Genomic DNA, 18,852 nt, shown 5'->3' with positions numbered 1-18,852 from the left:
TCGTCGGCAGCGTCAGATGTGTATAAGAGACAGGAGTATGTTTATGAAAATAAATCATCAAAACATACTCTTAATATTTTTAGTTGATTCATTCTTTTATAAAAAGGTTTGATTAGCCCTATTCTTCGCGGACTCAAAATCGAAACCGATAGCAAAAGAATGCAATCACTACTTTTCCCTAGGTAAATCTATTCTCTATTTCAAATTTACCTGCCTGTACAAATTTTAGACTCTTAGCGAACCACGAAAGCCTCTTGCGGCATAGTAAGATTCTGCCCCATTATGATACACAAAGACGTGTCCAAAGCGATAATCGCAAAAAAGGGCACCGCCAAGTTCTCTAATATCAGAAGGTGTTTGCATCCAACTCGATGTCTTCAAATCGAAATCCCCAAGATTTTGCAACGCCCGATATTCTTCTTCCGTTAATAGTTCAATGCCCATAGCAGTTGCCATATCAATAGCGTTATTTTCTGGTTTATGTTTCTTCCTTGATTCTAGCGCTTCAAGGTCATAACAAACACTTCTACGACCTTTAGGACTTTCTGCTGAACAATCATAAAAAATGTATTCGCTTTTTTCTTTATCAAAATCAATAACATCAGGTTCTCCGCCAGTTCTTTCCATTTCATTGAGCGACCACAACTTTTCAGCATTAGCATCCAACTTCTCTTGAACATTAGCCCATTCTAGCCCTTTATGACGGTTCATGTTATTCTCAAAACGATCTTTCAATGTTTGTAGTAATTCTTCACGTTGCTCTAGTGACAACTCTTTTTTATTGCTCTCTTTCATAATAGTTCCTCCATTGATGTTTTTATTAATGATAGTTTAAGTATATATAAATACTGTTTTATAATAAAATGTTTAAATAATTGCGTGAATTCATTTGTAATAATTTATATGGATTAGTAAAACCAATTCTCCTCAATTTGACCCTTTTCCGAAACAACTTATTGTTTCTAATCAGTTACTTAATTGATCTTTCAATTCTAGATATCCTTTGCCTTTTCACTATAAATACACGATATAACTTTATTGAAAATCGCACATCTTTAATTCAACAACAATAAGCGATATACTTCCTCACCGTCATATACATTTCCTAATGGTTTAAAACCATAACATTCATATAGTTTCTTTGCAGAAATATTATCTTTATGGACAGTTAATCTAATTTCCTCACACTCTTTAAAGTTATTTTTTATTAATTTAATGATTTCCTGTAATGCTGCTTTTCCATATCCTTTTCCTTGCTCTTTTTTATCAACGATAAATCCGTTAATCCAATACATATCTGTTGACTCACGTACAAAAGCATGCATAATAAAACCGACTATAAGGTCACCATCATATATAGCGAATGGAATATATTCGACATTTTCACCATCTGGTTTTATGTATACTTTAGCAAGTGATACTGCCACTGCTGGAACAAATTGCATTTGATTTTCTTTAACTTGTAACTTTAATGCAGCTTCCCAATTTTCTCTCGTAACAATTTTTAATTGGATGTTCACTATTTTAAGCTCCTTTAAAAAGAGAATTTATCTTTTATATTCAACGGAGTGAAATGATTCCCTTTTTCGACATCAACCTATAACATGATTTTCATAAAATCCTGTATAAATTTTTCCTCATCTAATTGTAACGCTATACGCGCTCCTTCAGATTTAGAGTGTGGGCGAAAATCAGCAAAAGTTTGTCCCTTCGTTTCACCGCATATATCCACAGTCACTTTTCGGGATGTATAATTTAAAAATGTAGGATTCACCAAACCGCTTATAGCAAGTACATCGTGTAATAATGGCCCTTCAATAGATGGATTGAGCTTTTGGTATGCTGATAAATAATAATCGTACATTGGTTTCATAATTGGCTTAAATGAATTTTTTGTATTAGCTAAAATATAAGTAAATACATTTGGGGTTAAAACTGTTTTATTTGTTACATTTAAAGGGAATAACGTTATATTTTTCGCTTGCTGAAATACAATTTGACTTGCTATAGGATCTCCGTACACGTTCGCCTCTGCTAATGGAGTAACATTCCCTGCTTCTAAAAAGACACCGCCCATAAAATAAATTCCTTTTACATTTAACATCAAGTCGTTCCATAAATTAAAAGCAATTGCTAACGAGGTAGATCTTCCTACATCGACAATTGTTAAATCTTCTCCATACTTTACAAGAATCGCAGCAATACTACCAAAATTGTATATCGGAATAGATAACACACTTTCCGGTACATGTATGGGTCCTAATCCTTCTGGTCCATGAATTTCAGGGTAATACGTTGTAATTTCATTTGTAAGTGGCTTTGTTGCCCCGCTAATTACAGGAATATCTTGTCTGTTTGCTAACTGTAAAATATAAGCTGCATTATGAGCGGCATGTATATGTTCAACATTTCCATATCGAGTTACGATACCAACAATTTCAATTTCAGGATGTAGTAATCCGTACATAATTGCAAATGAATCATCAATACCTGGGTCTCCGAAAAATAAAACTTTCTTCAAGAAACGTTCCCCTTTCATAGGTAAGATAATTATGTATATGTGGAAAAAATTAAAATCTATACAATTCTAAGCAAATATTAATGGTGGGTAGTGTGTCGATAAAAAGAACTAGTATTATACTAGTTCTTACTCTGATAATCATCTAACAGTATAATTAAATTCCGTACAAATGCTGAACTAATATGGGGTTTTTAATATAGATATTTTCCATTATATCTATATTAAAAACCCCATATTAGTTCAATATTGTTACTTTCAAGTTGCAACTACTCGCAGAAGAGTTTTACCATACTTTTTCGCTCTCGATTTGCTTATAATTATCTTTTTTAAATGTTAAATGAGCAATCACAACTCCAAGTATAGTAATGATTCCTCCAGCTATCGAAACAACAGTGGGCACCTCTCCTAACCATATCCAAGCGATAAAACACGCAGTTACTGGTGTTAAATATAGAGAGCTAGTTGCCTCAGATGCACCAGCATGGGATGTAATGTATGCTAATGCAATGTACGGAAGTACTGTCGGAAACATACCTAAATATATAACGCTCAAAGTAATTTCTATAGGAGCTGCTACGATTTCTTCATAAATCCCAAGTAAAAAAATAAGCATACATACAGTACCAGACCAAATTGTATATATTGTAAATGGCAAGAAACCATACTTTTTTAAGTACGACTTTTGGAAAACGAAAAATATGCTTTCTGAAAATGCCGCTAATAATATAAGGAATACCCCACTATTCAATTGAATGGAATCTCCTTGACTGAATGATAAAAAAGCAATTCCTGCTAAACTAATTACACCACCGATCCAACCATTTAATTTCATTTTTTCATTCAAAAAAACAGAAGCAAGAATTGCCGTTAATATAGGTGTTACAGATACAATTAAACTAGCAGGTCCAGCATTCACACTCTTTTCACCGTAGTTCAGTGCAATATGATAAATAGTAAATCCTAGAGCGCCAAATATAAAAATTACTGGAATATCTTTTAAGTCGGGTAAACGTAATTTGTATATAAACGAAAACAGTAGAAGAATCAAAGAAGCGATTAATAATCGTAGCAATGTGAGGTGTTCAGGCGTGTAAGCTTCAAGCCCCATACGAATTCCTGGAAAAGCTGTCCCCCATATAAGAATCGTAAAAGCGTGAGCACATACAATACGAAAATCCCATTTTTTATTATGCATATTTTCTCTCCCTCTCCAATAAACCAGCCATTTTATAATTACCAATTATTTCTTTTCATCATATTTTATAGTTGATACAATGTCTTCAACCAGTTATTCCTCTAAAAAACCAACCACTTTGCATTATTAAAATGAATGAGGGAGTTTTTTAATATGTCTACCGATAAAAAATTACCAAAATACCGGCAAATAATAGACTATATGAAAGAGAAAATTAAAAACGGAGAATGGCCAATTGGTAGTAAGATTCCGAGCCAGCGGCAGTTAGCAAAATTATTTCAAGTAAATCGTAGTACTATAATAACTGCGCTAGAAGAACTTATGGCAGATGGTTTAATTCAAGGGAAAATTGGAGCGGGAACAATTGTAATGAATAATACATGGTCATTATTAGCGACTAATCCTCCGCCTGATTGGTGCGAATATGTGAAAGCTGGTATTCATAAACCAAGTAAATTAATGGTTCGAGAAATTAATGAAGCAGAAGCAAATAAAAAATTCATTCATCTTAGTAAAGGAGAACTTGCACCTCATCTTTTCCCGTTAGAAACCATGAAATTCATTATGGGAAACGTATGTGAGGAGCTAGATTATTTCGGATACGAGGAACAAAAAGGATATTTCCCTTTACGTGAAGCGATAAGTAATTATGTAAAATCATTCGGAATAAATACATCTCCAAGTTCTGTATTAATAGTCTCTGGTGCATTGCAGGCATTACAATTAATATCAATCGGTCTCTTACATAGAGAATCAACTGTTTTACTTGAACAACCATCTTACTTATATTCGCTACATGTATTTCAATCGGCTAATATTCACCTTTCTGGAATACAGATGGATCATCATGGCATTTTTCCTAATGACTTGATAAGACGAATTAATTATAGTCAAAAGAAAAATATTTTATATTCGATTCCTTGTTTTCAAAATCCAACGGGTGCATTAATGTCCAAAGAGCGTCGAAAAGAAATACTAAAAATTTGTGAAAAAGAACAATTGCCTATCATTGAAGATGATATTTATCGTGAGTTATGGATTGATGAACTACCTCCACCTCCGTTAAAATCAATGGATAAACATGGACATGTATTATATATTGGTAGTCTCTCTAAAACGCTTAGTCCAGGACTTAGAATTGGTTGGATTATCGGACCAGAGCCAGTTATTGATAGATTATCAGACATAAAAATGCAAACAGACTATGGATCGAGTTCTTTATCTCAAAGAGTTGCTGCGGAATGGTTAAGTAAAGGCTTTTATGAAGAACACGTTGCGAACGTAAGGATCCACCTGAAAGAGCGCAGACGAATGATGTTACAAGCTTTAGACAAGTATTGTGCAGATATTGCTACATGGGATATCCCAAGTGGTGGATTTTTTATATGGCTAACGGTTGTACCTAACATTCCAATGAAAAAACTGTTTTCAGAGGCCCTATCAAAGGGAGTACTTTTAAACCCAGGACGTATTTATGAAGAAGAATCGGATCAGTGCATACGCGTATCGTATGGATATGCTGCCACTGAACAAATTGCTCAAGGTATTTATATATTAAGTAATTTGATTCGTAAGTTAATGGTATAATAAAAATCCTCTTTTATATAAAGAGGATTTTTTGTGTACCTTATTTACCACAATCTCATTTCCTGTCCTAATAAAATAAGTTCTTCATAAGGATCTCCGTCAATTTTTAATACTTGTGCAAAAGCCGGTTCTGTTTTTACGCCTTGTTCTTTTAATTCAATTACTTCTTCTCTAATGTGTGGGTGCTGCATTAATAGCATGTGCTCCACTATCATATGTTTATATGCATTTTGGTTACGTACTGGCTGAGGTTGAGCAAATAATTCAAATTCAAAACCTTCAAATTTAAAATTCACCTTTATTGTTAAAATGTTTTTAAAGTTTTTCTTTTTCATTTCAAATCCTTCGTATGAGCCATACAATGATCTAATTTCCTGTTCAAAAAAATCATAATTATGTACTTCCATTACAATGTCTAAGTCAGAATGAAGGATATCAATTCTAATAGGGATTGTCCCGCAAAGTACAGGGCTATATAGAGCTAAATCCTCCATTATGTTTAGTTTATTAATAACTTCGTAAACTTTTTGTTGCTTATCATTCCCAGATTGTAAATATGTGATAGATGTAAACATAGAAGTCTCTCCTTCATTTAACGTAATACTCATCTCACTAAATTTGAGAAAAAATTTAATCTTTTCGTTTTGTTCTAAGAGTACCTATATTTCAATATATTAAGCCAAACTAACAATGTTTTTCAACTTTTCTCCTATACTGCAATACTATAAAAATAAAAAAGGAGGAATTTTTATGAGCATTTTTAACGTGATTTTAACCATACACATTTTATTTGGAACAATATGCTTAATCACTGGTATCGTAGCGATGCTTGCTCAAAAAAAGAAAGGAAAGCATACAGAATGGGGCGAAATATATCATGCATCCTATGTTGTTATAACCATTACTGCAATTATATTGTCCATATTAAATTGGGATAAAATCGCATATTTATTTTATGTAGCAATTATCTCCTATTCATTTGCGATTTACGGATATCTCGCAAGAAAACAGCGATGGAAAAATTGGCTAGGGCATCATATTAGAGGTATGCTAGGCTCCTACATTGGTGCAGTGACCGCACTTTTAGTGAACATTGGGATGTATATTCCTATTATAAATTTACTACCACCAATATGGTTTTGGTTCTTACCTACCCTAATTGGCATTCCTCTTGTATCTAGTGTATCAAAAAGGTATAAAAAACAAAGATAAAATTAGGAACATCTTATTTTTATAAGGATAACCAGGAAGTGAAAATAAAAAGAATCCAATAATACTTGGATTCTTTTTATTTATGATTTTTTTAAGGCGATATCGAATGCAAACGATCCGGATAATTAGTAAACATCCCGTCTACACCCCATTTTAGTAACTTTTCCATATCTTTTTCATTATCTACTGTAAATGGATGAACTTCTAATTTATGTTTCTTTATTTTTTTCACATAGACTGCATCAATATATTTGTAGTTCATGCCTAGGCCAATGCAGTATGTTTTATAGTTTTTTATTTCTAAATCTTTTAATTGAACTGCTTTTTTATATGATAATAATTGTACTAACGGTATATTGGCATTTAAACTATGAATCTTTCGTAGACTTTCTTCACTAAATGATTGAATAATAACTTTATCACTTATTTGATAGAGATTTATAATTTCTAATAATTTTTCTTCCATTCCAGGATATTCATCTGGTGATTTTGTTTCGATATAATAATTAGCATTATGTCCAAACGTTTCAATAATTTCTTCTAGTGTTGGAACTTTAGCGTTTTCAAATTCTTTCTTTGCTAACTTTGGATACTTTTTATTGAAAAAAGAACCTGCATTCAGTTGTTTTATTTCATCTAATGTATGATCTTTTACAAAACCAGTACCGTTTGTTGTACGGTTTAATGTTTCATCATGCATAGCTACTAAATGTCCGTCTTTTGTCATTTGGAGATCTATTTCTATATAGTCACCTTTTAATCGCTGTCCTAATTGATACGCTTCTAATGTATGTTCCGGTGTATATGCAGAAGCCCCTCTATGCGCAATATTTTTAATATGATTTGATTGATTAATAGCTTTTGTATATTTTTGTTCATTTAATTGCTGAAAAACAAAAGTGCTAATTACAATAAAGAAACAGATGATTGTAATTATAGATATTTTCTTCATAACGGTATGTTTACTCCTATATTTAAAGCGATTTAATTTGGATGAATTATTCAATTAAATGTCGATTTTCAAAAACTGTAATTTGTCCTGCGGCTTGAAAGCCAGATTTTTTATAAATGTTTATTCCATCAGGTGAAGCTTGTAATACGCAATAATTATTTTTTAGTTGTTTTGCTTCTTGCAGCAGGAAATTGAACATAATAGAACCAAATCCTTTTCCTCTCATATCTTCTTTAGTCGCTATATCATAAATACCAACGCTATCTTCCGTACAAACTAGAGAGCCCACAGATACTACCTTCCCTTTAGAAAGGCCTAAGTATAGTTTCATGGCATCACTATTCCATAAATCTAAAGAAGCAATTTGATTATAGTATGCTTGAACTTGAGTACCTTCTGTTGATGTACCGAATAAAGCTGCTAACGTTTCGCCAAATTGTTGTATTTGTTCTGGCGATGTTGCATTTTGTATTGTAAAACCTACTGAAATGTCTATTGTTGGATGAATTTTTCTTAAGTCTGCTACCATCGCGATATTCTGTTCTGCTTCTTTTAAACCAAGTTTGATTAATTCGCTTTTTATAGTCTGTTCTTGCTTATCATCCCAAAACCAAACACTCATTGGAAATTTTTTTTGATTATAGCATTCTACCTCCTTATATAATTTCTCGATCCCTTCCGTTACATTACTATTTAGTAGTGTAATAATATTAAATGTATCTGCGGGTAATCCACAGTCGACAGTAATGTAATCCTTCGTTTCTTTTACATCCATACCATGTACTTGCCGCGCAATATATGAGGTTTTATATGTGAAATTATCTATTAGTAACTGTTTATAATTCATTAATTTTGCTCCTTTCATAAAAATTCGTATTCGAATCCTTCAGTATTAAATATAACATATAAGAAATGTACCTATTTCTATAAAAATATCTCTATAAATCACTCTTTGCGCCCTAAAAGAATTAAAAATGATATAACGTTGTCGGAATGAAAAAAGTGGTATATAATAAATATTAACATTACTAGTAATTATTTTAGGTATTCCTAGAATAAAGGAGCGATACATATGAAAATTACTATTTATTTCGGAAGTCATGAGGATCAAGATGTTCGTACTATGGACTGTCATTTAGATGTAGAAGATACAGAAGAGATTGTTTCTGTATCATAATATAAATAGTTGGGATGAACCCTCTTCCCTACAGCGTTTAAGGCACCTTTTACAGGTGTCTTTTTTGTTGTTTTTTCATCAAAAACCCTTTACTTTAGAGCGTTTTAATAGTAAAATATAAATATACGAACAAACGTTCTTTTTATTTTGATTGTACATGAAGGGATGATTTTAACAATGACTCAAGCAAAGCGCAGAGGAAGAAAAAAGCAAACACCTATTATTTCAAATACAGGCTTTATCGGCTCTGTCTTTATTGATACATTGGAGTTACAAAAGAAATCCTATTATTTCGCTCGTAAAAAACTTCAAATTGTGCATCACGTATTAGATGGTCTATCTGGAGCAACGAGTGCATTATTTAAAGAACATAATATCGCTGCATACATGTCATGTGTGTATTTACATAAACAAAAGAAAATCGGATTCGTTCTTTCAACAAAACCTTTTGAACAAAGTGATGGTGTTTCTTATTTTATAAATTATTTGATCGAAAAGAATTTTTACGGTAACGAAGAAGTAGAATATCAAGAAGTATTTAATACAGGTTTTATTGGCGTAGTGTTTGCCGATTTATCCAGTATAGATCGCTTTAATTTTGAATTTGAAATGGGTATGTTAACGAAGTTAATGAAAGATATGATCATTCCTGTTAAAGAGCTCTTTTTACGCCACAATGTACCAGCTTACATCTCCACTTCTCATTTAGAGGAGCAAAATAAATTAGGTTTCGTTCTTTCTGTAAAGCCATACGATGAACGTGCAGAAGCAGATTTATACTTCGAAACATATTTAAAAGAACGTGGATTATTTATTGGTGATGAAGAGGATGATATCGATAAGATTGTTATTAGAAAAACAGCTGAATTACGATAGAAAAGCGCAGGATGGTGATCCTGCGCTTTTTATAATTTATGAAATTAATTTACCAAATAAACGGTATTAGTTTTTTTGTTTTCTGTTTATATACTGTAAATTGTTCTCCGTACTTATTCTGTAAGTAATCATCAGATTTTGGAATATAGTCAAAAACAAATACCATGAATAGGCCTAGAGGTATTAGCAAACTATAAATATTGTTAGAGATTAGCGCTAAGCCTAATACCCAAAGGCAATCCCCAAGATAATTAATATGAATTGCATATTTAAATAAACCGCCTGTATATAGCTTACCTTGATTTGCAGGATTGTCTTTAAAAGGTTTTCTAAGTAACTCTGAAACTGTGTTTAATATACTCCCTCCTAAAAACAATATCCACCCTATAACAAGCACTATTAAGTTTGAATCCTGTTTACCAGTAATCATTAAAATGGGGAAACCTAAATAATAAATCCCAAAAGCAATACTGTTCATAATTGCTTCTTGCCATGCAATACCTCTAGGTAACCAAATAAACATCATAGCTGTTAATCGTAAAGCTGTAATAATTAAAGCAATAAAAAGTCCTAGTGAAACGCCTGATTTGGCATGAGTAATGAAAAGTAAATAATACGCGATGATTAAATAGATAATCTCAGCAACTAAAATCAAGATTTTTTCTTTTATTGTTGGCCGGTTTATACCATACATTGTGATACGCCCCTTTATTTATTCATTTTATGGGAAAATATACTTCTATGATATTTTTCTCCTCCGGTGTGCTATAAGGATTCGTTTTATAAACTTCAAACGGAGCGCCATTCAGTTTATAGTTATTTTCTTCAATCCAAACATGTAGCTTTGTATGAATAGAAGGTAATTCTTCGTAAGAACCAATAAGCGTAGCCATTGCGCAAAGGCCGGGATTAAATACTTTTGTTTTATTTGAGGCCTCTGCAAGTGGAATCGCAATTTCTACATCATAACTTTCAGGTACATATTCTGAACTATGGAAAATAGCAAGTGGTTTTGCAATAGGTAATAAATTTTCAAATGAAATTTTACTAAACAACTCATTAAAATGCGTTAAAAAATCAGCGGTATTCATTTGTTTTCGCTGAGATAATATATTATAGGTTAAGTGATTTACAAGATTAATCTCAATATGATTTAAGTAACCCATGATACTTTCCTCTTCATCTAATTGTTGAATATCAAGCGTTAACTTTTTTAATAAAGAAGAATAAAATGTTATTTGTTGTGTTAGATTTTCTTGTTTGACTTTCATTTTAGAGTTAAGAAACTCAGTATTCTCCCAATTTGTTAAAAGATCTTTAATCTCTTCCAGTGAAAATAAATAGGTTTTTAATCGTGTAATCAATAAAGCTGTTTCTAATTGAGAAATATTATAGTAGCGATAGCCATTATTAGCGTCTATGAAATCAGGCTTTAAAAGTCCAATTTCATCATAGTAGCGCAGCGTCTTCATTGTGAGATGTGATATTTTTGAAAACTCACCAATGGAAAGCATAACAATCACCTCCTGTTATTAGTTACTTTAAATATACTGGTTCCTGTAAGGGGAAGGTCAATCAATAAAGTTAAATTTTCTTATTATATTTAGAAATAGCATTCATACTCAGCAACCTACAATTTTGAAGTATCCCCAAAACTGAAATGTAATCTTTTCATAATTGTCCATAGGAATTTAGTTCATTTTTTCGTTTCGGGGTAGTTGTTTTTTTAGCTAAGTGGTGATATGGCAGTATCCATTCTATAAATAAACTAAGAAACTACTAAGCGCTATAATCTTTCGAATGAAGTTCTAATGTTAAACGATTTGAAGAAACCTGATTCAATATTAAATATAAGATTCCTCCTACAATTGGAATAGTATAGGCTGGAATATAGTTTAATAATATACCTGATATTGCGAGTGCTATTGGCTGCATCATTTTCCCTAAACTTAATCCAATACTAAGCACTCTTCCCCTATATTTATCGGGAATCTCTTTTTGCATGAAATAAATTAAAGGAATATCAATTAGCGCTATAATAAGCCCTAAAAAGAACATAACAACACAATACGTAATAACGTATACAAAATCATTTACTTCGATATTTTTGAATAAAACTGGAATTCCTGAAATAATCATAAAAACTGCCAGCATAGAACTTAGCTTTTTCAAAAGATAAGAGTAAGAAAAACGATCAGTTATCTTTTTTACTAAAATTGCACCAATTATCATCCCTACTGGAAAAATTCCTTGAATGATACCAAATTGATTAGAACTAAGATTGAGAACTGTGTTAATAATGTATGGTAATGGAACGGTTACAGCAAATCCTAAGAAGAAATTAAGTGAAATTAAAATACTAAACGTATTCTTTAAACTTTCCTTTTCAATTAAGTAAGAAAACCCCTCTTTTATATCTGTAATAAAATTAATTCTCCGTTTTGAGCATTCCTCATTTATGTTGAACTCGAACAGTTTAAAATGAATAAATAATATGGATATACCCGAAAGAATATATGAAATACCGTTAATAATTATAAAAATTTTAATATCAAAGACTGCAAAAACGATGCCACCTAACATAGGACCGAGAATTAAAGATACAGAATCGATAATTTTACTTATAGAGTTAATACTCATTAGCCTCTCTTTAGAGACAATATTTGGTTTTGCGGCTTCTAACCCTATTCCAAAGAATGTTGTAAATACCGTCATAAGAAAGGTAGTAGTATAAATGATGAATAAGTTTAATCCATAATAGCTGCTTAATATATAAACCGTTATTAATAAGCATCCACTTAGTAAATCCATACAAACAACCAGTTTCTTTTTATCAACCTTATCAGCAACTACACCGGCAAATGGATTCATAACAATCATTGGAATCGTTCCTAAAATGAGCGTAATCGCAAAATTTAACGCAGATCCAGTTATTTGTAAAACATATAATCCTAATGCGAAACTATAAATAGAACTACCGGATATTGATACTGTTTTCGCAATTGAATAGAGACAAATATTTCTTAGTTCTTGGTTGCTTTTTTTATTTTCCATATGTAATTGTAAACTTCCCATAACATTTCCCTCCCACTGAACTTTGTATTACGTACAGTGTAAGTTCTCGGGTCAACCCAATATCAATATGTTGTGTTTAAAAATTACTACAAAGAAATAAAAAAAGATGGGGTTAACTCCATCTTTTTCCGAAAAATGAATATGTATAAATTTCTTCTCCTTGAACAAAGAAATCCTCGTACTTTCCGCCTCGATCCAAATAATTTGAAGTTCTTTCATCAATGAATTGAAACTGTAGATTTTGGATTTCTTTCGTTACTTTTGAAAGTGTAAAATTTTCTCGAAACTTAGTTTCAATTTGGCTGTTTATGCTAAAATTTTTAAATAAAATAAATAAACTTAATAAATAACAATCAGCTTTTAAAAGAGAATTTAATTTGTGAAGTAAAAAATTCTCATGCTCAAAACTATAATTACTAGTACCAGACTGATCAATTACAATATCAACAGACTGATTCTGAATAGGTATACTTAAAAAATCAGCACAGATAAAGAGAATGTTTCTTTTCGGATTTCTTCTTTCTAATACATCTTTTAAAAATAGTAGTTTATTCAAATCTCGATCAACTGCAATAAATAAGCAATCCTCGGGTAGTTCTTCATAAATATTTCGCAAAAAGAACCCAAGACCCGATCCTATATCAAGTAGTATTTTGTTATTTAAATCTAATTGCATTAGTTTCTTTTTCGCCCATTCTCCTTCTCTATGCATATTTTCCAAATATGCATTATCAGTTTCATGAATATAATCTGAAATAGAACTTTCAAGTGAAGATCGCTCATATGCTTTAAATAAATTGCCGGCTGTTAGAATACCTGAAGTAATAATGTATTCTTCCCCACAGTTACAAATTAACTTTCCCTCTGTAATTTGATTGCAATTAATAATTCCATTTTGAAGAATTAAGTTTTTGCTGCACTTAGAACATGTAAGTAAATGAAGTACGCTTAAATCTATCCCAATAATAGAATTCGGAGTTTCATTTGTTAGCGATAAATCATTTAACACTTCTTTTAATTTATCCCTTCTCTCCTCTAAAACTTGTATTTCTTGTTCAAACATTTCATATTTTGATTTAAATAAAGATTGGTAAAGAGTATCTTGTTCGTAATTCATAGATTTCGCTAAATTTTGATAAAGAAAAAGTTTTTTAATTTCATTCAAACTAAAACCTAGCCATTTGTACTCTAATATAAGCTCTACATCTTTTTGACAATATTCATCAAAAAAATAGTGGCCACCCTTTTTTTCAGGAATAATTAGTCCGAGATCCATATAATGTCTAATTGTATCTATACTTATATTATTTATTTCTCCAAACTTTCCGATTTTCATAATATCACTACCATTATAATTTTTGTTTATACATACTTCTTTTTTAAAAGGAAAAAATCCTTTTATCTATACATTATTATTTATGATATGAGGTTGATGTAATTAAGATTTTATATAATAAAAAAAACCCGTGAATCATTCACGGGTTTTCCTTTTAATAACTAATTGCTATTGTACCTTCACCGGCATGAACAGCAAATGAAATTGGTAATGGATACAGTTTGAAATCCATTTCAGGAAATGCTTGTTTAATATCTGAAATCCATTCTTCAGCCCCATCTTTATCGTTAGCATAGAACATATGAAGTACTTTTGGTAATTCTTTTTCAAGCTCATTTTTAATGTATTCTCTACATTTTTGAATTTTACGCACTTTCTTTTCAAGTAAAAGTTCTCCGCCTTTTACTTCTAAGATTAAGTTGACACTTAATAAACTTCCAAGTAAGAATTGAACTCCCTTTACACGACCACTTGCATATAAACCTTTTAAGCTCTTTGGAAATACATAAAAAGGTCTTCTTTTTTCATCTACTAATGTTTTGTGTATATCTTGTAAAGTCATACCATCATTGTATAACGTTTTAGCTTTTCTCATAAGTTCATCCATTGGATAACTTGTCGTTTCACTATCTAATATAGTTAAAGGGAAACCTGCCATATCAGCAGCTAGCTTCATATTTTGATAGGTCCCACTTACTTTTCCGCTAATAGCAACTGCAAAGCCTTCTTCATATTCTTCTTTGCATTTCGTAAATAACTCTACCATTTCCCCTATGTTAGGTTGTGAAGTAGTAACCGTTCTTCCATCATTTAACGTTTCATAAAGACGTTCATGAATTCCTTCTTCACAATCTTTATACGACACTCCATCGATAATAACTTCAATTGGGATAACAAAGTTATCTCCTTCTGTTGTAAAACTCGCAGTTGTACTATCAGTAATCCAAGCAACACGCTTCATGTTGTTCCTCCCTTATTCAATTCCTCTTTTCTGACTTTTCTATATATTTATCTTATGAAAAGAGAATATCCCCTGTAATAGTAACAGGACTTTAATATTTTGGCTATAGTAGATATATGATAAATGTGAATATTGTTTGTCTAATTCACAAATAAAAAAAGAAAATCAGGATATTTCCCCGATTTCCCCCTAATAATACATTATTTAAAAGTTTGATTATCTAAAATTACAACATAATCATTCGTCAATCGGCCAGCTTCTTTCGTATAATTAACAAGCCTTTGTATGTTATCACAGCAAATTTTTGCTCCCCATACAAGTAACGGTACTCCGATAAAGTCAATGTGGAACCTTCTAGAAAACAGACCACCGAAAGTCATTGGTAAAGGCACTGTTGGTGATGTATTAGAAAAAATAATCTTTTCATGACTTTGATAATGTTTTTGCAGAATCTCTCCTAAATGTTTCATCGCAGGTACAACAACTTTTGATGCGCCGCATCCAATCGTATAAACAGGATTACCATTTTCGTCTATTCCATGAAAAATAATTTTCCCCATATCTTCTGTTTTTAATTTATTGAAGTAATCTACATTCAAAATTTCTTCTTTCGTTAACTTACGATCAGTTGGTAATTTATTCAAATGATACGCTGCAGCTAGTGATGTTGTATGTGTTCCGCCGAAATCTGTGTAAATAAATATCATATTATCATCCCTTGTTGTAAAAGTTCAATGTTATTTAGTATTGCCGTTCACAGTATTGATAAACAAGGGATGAATATTTTTATACTTTTTGTGTTAATTCATTATATTTTTTCCAAATATAATAACGTCTACTAATCACGGTACCTAATGTAATACATAAAAAAGCATTCGTTACAACCATTAATGTAGAATGCGTACTGCCAGAAAACATACTTTGCTTAATCACGATTTTTGCACCTAAAATAACAAGGAGAATAATAGTACTTAACCAATTTCCTTTTCGTAATACATGACCTGTTTCACTATCTAACCGAAATGTTAAAGTTTTCCCCCTAATAATCCCCAGGGCCAATCCAATTCCAAGCATTGCAACGAAGAGAAGTCCTTGCAATAAAGTTACTTGTTCCATGTGAACAATGGACTGAACTGTTACATAGCACAATAAAGCTGGAACGAGCCAAATACGATTAATTTTCACTTTACGTTCTTTACCTTGCATTAAAACGATAATAAGAATAACAACGATAATATCCAATTAAATTCCCCCTATTTACACGTTTCCCTTTAAAAATTATATTCTCCTTTCTTTATTCCATACTTGAAATGCAATAGCCACTTTTAATTGTAAAATATGGAATGTAATCTTCCATCAGTCTTAAGCATTATTTATAAAAATCAAAAGACGTACTTTTTACTCGTACGCCTTTTAATACCTTTATTCAAAACAAGTATATCCATGAACTCTTTTAAACTTTTAGTTATCAATAGATTCTACACCTTTAGAATTAGCCTTATCTAATACTTGAATGTTAAATTTAGCAGCTATTTTTAAAGCCATTTTATAAATAATAAATCCAAGAATAGAACCTAGAACATTACAGGTTACATCATCAATATCAGTAATGCGACCCCATCCACTAAATAACGACTCAATTAATTGTAATAATTCAATACAAACTGATATAACAAAACCTAATAAAATTATATTTTTGCTCTTTTTACATGTATCCCATATTATTGGCGCCAAAAATCCTAAAGGCATTAATAATAAAATATTTCCGCCTACATTTCTTACGATTAAACTAGTCATAAATAGGACATCACCATCATAAGCACTCCCTATTTGACCAATATCTTTAATAATTGATGCAAAGGGGATAATATTGACTGAACGACTAAGATTTTCAATACTAGAAGGAAAGCCAATTGGTAAAGGGAATAAAGTTACTGCAACAACCATACAAATGTATACTACAAATAGAAAACTAATTAATTCTTTCCACCAATTTACATGCTTTTTATTTTTCATCCCAATTAAAATACTTCGTACAATCAAATAACAGATAACTCCCAAAACAATAAACACACTACCGCTGATCATATGCAAACTGCTAACACATCCCTTCAGATCAATATCAAAACTATATATCATTATTTTTATATATAACCATACAAATTACAACTTAAATATTCAACTGAAAAATTTACGTGCGTATAATTTGATTTTTATCTGTATAGAATTACAGCCCATTAAAGAAAACCTTCATTTTGTAAATTAAACGAAGGTTTTTAATTTATTGCTTATCACGCATTAACTAAAATATTTTTCAAAGCAGATACAATCATGAACCCGTTTAAACTTTTGCCTTATCTCTTCTTTATTTTCACCTGTGTAATGAGCAAATGTTTGAACCGGATATAACTGTTTTATATTACTATTTATTAAACCTTTTATTTCGTCTGTATGATCGGAATAAACATGTAAATATGAATCTACGCTTACAAATTCGTTCTTTTCATACCATCCATGTACCCATAGATCGTCCCTAGTCCATGCTTCCAGTCGATTTAGCTTAAGTTCTTTAGCTATCTTTTCTGCTTCATGTAATAGTTGATCACCAATTTTCATTCTACGGAAATCAGGATGAACTGCAATATGCCAAATCATACCGCCAAGACCAGTTCCTCTTGAACAAACAGTACGTTCTTCTAATTCGTATTCAATATCTATCAAACCCACTATTTGATTTTCGTGTACAGCTACTAATTCAATAGCAGGATTTTCATATTTTTCTTTCTCTCTAAATACGTTATCATAATATGCTGTATCTAAAAACGATAACGCACGGCAACGTACCCAACCTATTTCGTCTTCTTTTTTATATGCTCTAATTTTTATATTCATGTAATTAAAAAGCTCCTTCTATTTCTGTCATTAATTTTTCGGGTCCTACTCCTTTATTTGATGGAATAACTAATGTAATTCCTAAGTCTGGATATATGGCCGAGCGAAAACTAACGCCTGGATCATATCCCATTACATGATATTTAAAAATGGTATTCTGTTTTTTCTCAATCCATATTCCATAACCGTAAGACTGGCTATTATTCACTGAAATATGAGGAGTTAAAAGTAAATTTGTAAATTGGTGGCTTAATATTTCATTGTTAAATAGAGCCTTCCAAAATTTCAACATGTCTGGTGCGGTAACGTAGGCACCGCCATCAGCACCTCCCTTAATAGGTATAGAGTATGCATTTGTTCTCCATTTTTGATTATTCCCATCTTTTATATACCCAAGGGCTGTATCTTTAGGTAAATTATCTAAAGAAAAATAACCCGAATCATTCATGACAACTGGAACAAATATATTCTTTTCTATATATTCCGTAAATTCAAGTCCTGACTGTTGTTCTATAATTAATCCAAGTATGATAAAACCTGCATTGTTGTAGTGAAACTTACTTCCTGGGGCAAACATCATATTACTGTTTTGGAATAATGGTAAAAAGTCTCTTAAACCTTTTAATAGATACATAGGCGTTTTTTCCCAAAGATCCTCGAAATTATCCATAACACTTTCATCAAAATAATCCGGAATACCAGAGCTATGCGTTAAAAGTTGATGTATTGTAATGTCTTTATCGAAGTTTGGAAATTCAATACTTAAACAATCTGTTAACTTTGTATGAAAAGAAAGTAAACCTTTCTCAACGAGTTGACATATGCCGATTGCAGTAAATATTTTACATCCTGAAGCGATTCCAAATCTTGTTTGTAGTGTATTGGTTATACCTTCACTTCGGTTAGCGTATCCAAACGAATTTTCGTAGATAATGTCATTTTCTCTTTTTATTAAGATTGCCCCGGAAAACTCTAATTCTTGGTGTAATTCTTTGACAATTTTCGCAACCACATCATTTGTATTGATCATGACAACCACCCTTATCATCCAATAATGTTCTTCCCCCT

20 protein-coding genes are annotated in these 18,852 nt (G+C 31.4%); 3 read left to right on the top strand and 17 right to left on the bottom strand.

Going from position 1 to position 18,852, the window contains the following annotated elements; translation table 11 throughout:
- Window positions 1-225: 225 nt before the first annotated feature.
- The 4 genes from JDS80_RS23405 to JDS80_RS23390 form a co-directional block, all read right to left on the bottom strand.
- A complete protein-coding gene (locus JDS80_RS23405; protein ID WP_199640092.1) occupies window positions 226-795 on the bottom strand; it encodes a DUF4256 domain-containing protein in 570 nt (189 codons plus the stop codon).
- A 260-nt stretch (window positions 796-1,055) separates the two neighbouring features.
- Window positions 1,056-1,520 carry a GNAT family N-acetyltransferase gene (locus tag JDS80_RS23400; protein ID WP_199640091.1) on the bottom strand — a complete coding sequence of 155 codons (465 nt, stop codon included), beginning with the start codon at window positions 1,518-1,520 and terminating at the stop codon, window positions 1,056-1,058.
- Between the two features lie 77 nt (window positions 1,521-1,597).
- Window positions 1,598-2,521, bottom strand: coding sequence for a nucleoside hydrolase (locus JDS80_RS23395; RefSeq protein WP_199640090.1), 924 nt, complete (start codon window positions 2,519-2,521; stop codon window positions 1,598-1,600).
- 283 nt (window positions 2,522-2,804) lie between these two features.
- Window positions 2,805-3,716, bottom strand: a complete 912-nt coding sequence (locus JDS80_RS23390; RefSeq protein WP_199640089.1) for a DMT family transporter — start codon at window positions 3,714-3,716, stop codon at window positions 2,805-2,807.
- Window positions 3,717-3,869: 153 nt separating this feature from the next.
- Between JDS80_RS23390 and pdxR the strand changes: the two genes are divergently transcribed.
- A complete protein-coding gene (gene pdxR, locus JDS80_RS23385; protein WP_199640088.1) occupies window positions 3,870-5,303 on the top strand; it encodes a MocR-like pyridoxine biosynthesis transcription factor PdxR in 1,434 nt (477 codons plus the stop codon).
- A 44-nt stretch (window positions 5,304-5,347) separates the two neighbouring features.
- On the opposite strand, the gene JDS80_RS23380 is transcribed toward pdxR, so the two are convergent.
- Complete coding sequence (locus JDS80_RS23380; protein ID WP_199640087.1) at window positions 5,348-5,878, bottom strand: DUF4269 domain-containing protein; 531 nt, start codon at window positions 5,876-5,878, stop codon at window positions 5,348-5,350.
- A gap of 175 nt (window positions 5,879-6,053) precedes the next feature.
- Here JDS80_RS23380 and JDS80_RS23375 point away from each other — a divergent pair, with 175 nt between their 5' ends.
- On the top strand, window positions 6,054-6,515 hold the full coding sequence (locus tag JDS80_RS23375; protein ID WP_071772623.1) for a DUF2306 domain-containing protein: 462 nt from the start codon (window positions 6,054-6,056) through the stop codon (window positions 6,513-6,515).
- A 91-nt stretch (window positions 6,516-6,606) separates the two neighbouring features.
- On the opposite strand, the gene JDS80_RS23370 is transcribed toward JDS80_RS23375, so the two are convergent.
- Window positions 6,607-7,467 carry a glycerophosphodiester phosphodiesterase gene (locus tag JDS80_RS23370; protein WP_199640086.1) on the bottom strand — a complete coding sequence of 287 codons (861 nt, stop codon included), beginning with the start codon at window positions 7,465-7,467 and terminating at the stop codon, window positions 6,607-6,609.
- A 46-nt stretch (window positions 7,468-7,513) separates the two neighbouring features.
- The gene (locus JDS80_RS23365; RefSeq protein WP_199640085.1) at window positions 7,514-8,314 is read right to left on the bottom strand and encodes a GNAT family N-acetyltransferase; all 801 of its coding nucleotides are present in this window, start codon (window positions 8,312-8,314) and stop codon (window positions 7,514-7,516) included.
- A 507-nt stretch (window positions 8,315-8,821) separates the two neighbouring features.
- Here JDS80_RS23365 and JDS80_RS23360 point away from each other — a divergent pair.
- Window positions 8,822-9,520, top strand: coding sequence for a hypothetical protein (locus tag JDS80_RS23360; protein ID WP_060751184.1), 699 nt, complete (start codon window positions 8,822-8,824; stop codon window positions 9,518-9,520).
- A gap of 49 nt (window positions 9,521-9,569) precedes the next feature.
- Here the strand turns inward: JDS80_RS23360 and JDS80_RS23355 are convergent, their stop codons facing one another.
- The 10 genes from JDS80_RS23355 to JDS80_RS23310 form a co-directional block, all read right to left on the bottom strand.
- Complete coding sequence (locus tag JDS80_RS23355) at window positions 9,570-10,214, bottom strand: methyltransferase family protein (RefSeq protein WP_199640084.1); 645 nt, start codon at window positions 10,212-10,214, stop codon at window positions 9,570-9,572.
- A 22-nt stretch (window positions 10,215-10,236) separates the two neighbouring features.
- Window positions 10,237-11,034 (bottom strand): MerR family transcriptional regulator, encoded by a 798-nt coding sequence (locus JDS80_RS23350; RefSeq protein ID WP_199640083.1) that lies wholly within the window; start codon window positions 11,032-11,034, stop codon window positions 10,237-10,239.
- Window positions 11,035-11,299: 265 nt separating this feature from the next.
- Window positions 11,300-12,595 carry an MFS transporter gene (locus JDS80_RS23345; protein WP_199640082.1) on the bottom strand — a complete coding sequence of 432 codons (1,296 nt, stop codon included), beginning with the start codon at window positions 12,593-12,595 and terminating at the stop codon, window positions 11,300-11,302.
- Window positions 12,596-12,707: 112 nt separating this feature from the next.
- The gene (locus JDS80_RS23340; protein WP_071746065.1) at window positions 12,708-13,931 is read right to left on the bottom strand and encodes a methyltransferase domain-containing protein; all 1,224 of its coding nucleotides are present in this window, start codon (window positions 13,929-13,931) and stop codon (window positions 12,708-12,710) included.
- Between the two features lie 154 nt (window positions 13,932-14,085).
- On the bottom strand, window positions 14,086-14,892 hold the full coding sequence (locus JDS80_RS23335) for a DegV family protein (protein ID WP_199640081.1): 807 nt from the start codon (window positions 14,890-14,892) through the stop codon (window positions 14,086-14,088).
- A 200-nt stretch (window positions 14,893-15,092) separates the two neighbouring features.
- Window positions 15,093-15,599: a DUF3189 family protein gene (locus tag JDS80_RS23330; protein WP_071746067.1), complete on the bottom strand. Its 507-nt coding sequence runs from the start codon at window positions 15,597-15,599 to the stop codon at window positions 15,093-15,095.
- 79 nt (window positions 15,600-15,678) lie between these two features.
- The gene (locus JDS80_RS23325; protein ID WP_071746068.1) at window positions 15,679-16,134 is read right to left on the bottom strand and encodes a CcdC protein domain-containing protein; all 456 of its coding nucleotides are present in this window, start codon (window positions 16,132-16,134) and stop codon (window positions 15,679-15,681) included.
- Between the two features lie 219 nt (window positions 16,135-16,353).
- Complete coding sequence (locus JDS80_RS23320; protein ID WP_083596203.1) at window positions 16,354-16,980, bottom strand: VanZ family protein; 627 nt, start codon at window positions 16,978-16,980, stop codon at window positions 16,354-16,356.
- A gap of 210 nt (window positions 16,981-17,190) precedes the next feature.
- On the bottom strand, window positions 17,191-17,784 hold the full coding sequence (locus JDS80_RS23315; protein WP_199640080.1) for a GNAT family N-acetyltransferase: 594 nt from the start codon (window positions 17,782-17,784) through the stop codon (window positions 17,191-17,193).
- A 4-nt stretch (window positions 17,785-17,788) separates the two neighbouring features.
- Window positions 17,789-18,814 (bottom strand): serine hydrolase domain-containing protein, encoded by a 1,026-nt coding sequence (locus JDS80_RS23310; protein ID WP_071772633.1) that lies wholly within the window; start codon window positions 18,812-18,814, stop codon window positions 17,789-17,791.
- Between the last annotated feature and the right edge of the window lie 38 nt (window positions 18,815-18,852).

This window comes from Bacillus cereus group sp. N8 (genome assembly GCF_016483685.1).
Lineage (GTDB): Bacteria > Bacillota > Bacilli > Bacillales > Bacillaceae_G > Bacillus_A > Bacillus_A proteolyticus.
The sequence above is the reverse complement of the archived record's forward strand: the minus strand, read 5'-3'. Positions and strand labels throughout refer to the sequence as shown.

Bases quoted from the DNA above. Each gene is read 5' to 3' on its own strand.
- JDS80_RS23405 (WP_199640092.1), bottom strand. From the start codon at position 795: ATGAAAGAGAGCAATAAAAAAGAGTTGTCACTAGAGCAACGTGAAGAA.
- JDS80_RS23390 (WP_199640089.1), bottom strand. From the start codon at position 3,716: ATGCATAATAAAAAATGGGATTTTCGTATTGTATGTGCTCACGCTTTT.
- pdxR (WP_199640088.1), top strand. From the start codon at position 3,870: ATGTCTACCGATAAAAAATTACCAAAATACCGGCAAATAATAGACTAT.
- JDS80_RS23380 (WP_199640087.1), bottom strand. From the start codon at position 5,878: ATGTTTACATCTATCACATATTTACAATCTGGGAATGATAAGCAACAA.
- JDS80_RS23375 (WP_071772623.1), top strand. From the start codon at position 6,054: ATGAGCATTTTTAACGTGATTTTAACCATACACATTTTATTTGGAACA.
- JDS80_RS23370 (WP_199640086.1), bottom strand. From the start codon at position 7,467: ATGAAGAAAATATCTATAATTACAATCATCTGTTTCTTTATTGTAATT.
- JDS80_RS23365 (WP_199640085.1), bottom strand. From the start codon at position 8,314: ATGAATTATAAACAGTTACTAATAGATAATTTCACATATAAAACCTCA.
- JDS80_RS23360 (WP_060751184.1), top strand. From the start codon at position 8,822: ATGACTCAAGCAAAGCGCAGAGGAAGAAAAAAGCAAACACCTATTATT.
- JDS80_RS23355 (WP_199640084.1), bottom strand. From the start codon at position 10,214: ATGTATGGTATAAACCGGCCAACAATAAAAGAAAAAATCTTGATTTTA.
- JDS80_RS23350 (WP_199640083.1), bottom strand. From the start codon at position 11,034: ATGCTTTCCATTGGTGAGTTTTCAAAAATATCACATCTCACAATGAAG.
- JDS80_RS23345 (WP_199640082.1), bottom strand. From the start codon at position 12,595: ATGGGAAGTTTACAATTACATATGGAAAATAAAAAAAGCAACCAAGAA.
- JDS80_RS23340 (WP_071746065.1), bottom strand. From the start codon at position 13,931: ATGAAAATCGGAAAGTTTGGAGAAATAAATAATATAAGTATAGATACA.
- JDS80_RS23335 (WP_199640081.1), bottom strand. From the start codon at position 14,892: ATGAAGCGTGTTGCTTGGATTACTGATAGTACAACTGCGAGTTTTACA.
- JDS80_RS23330 (WP_071746067.1), bottom strand. From the start codon at position 15,599: ATGATATTTATTTACACAGATTTCGGCGGAACACATACAACATCACTA.
- JDS80_RS23320 (WP_083596203.1), bottom strand. From the start codon at position 16,980: ATGATCAGCGGTAGTGTGTTTATTGTTTTGGGAGTTATCTGTTATTTG.
- JDS80_RS23315 (WP_199640080.1), bottom strand. From the start codon at position 17,784: ATGAATATAAAAATTAGAGCATATAAAAAAGAAGACGAAATAGGTTGG.
- JDS80_RS23310 (WP_071772633.1), bottom strand. From the start codon at position 18,814: ATGATCAATACAAATGATGTGGTTGCGAAAATTGTCAAAGAATTACAC.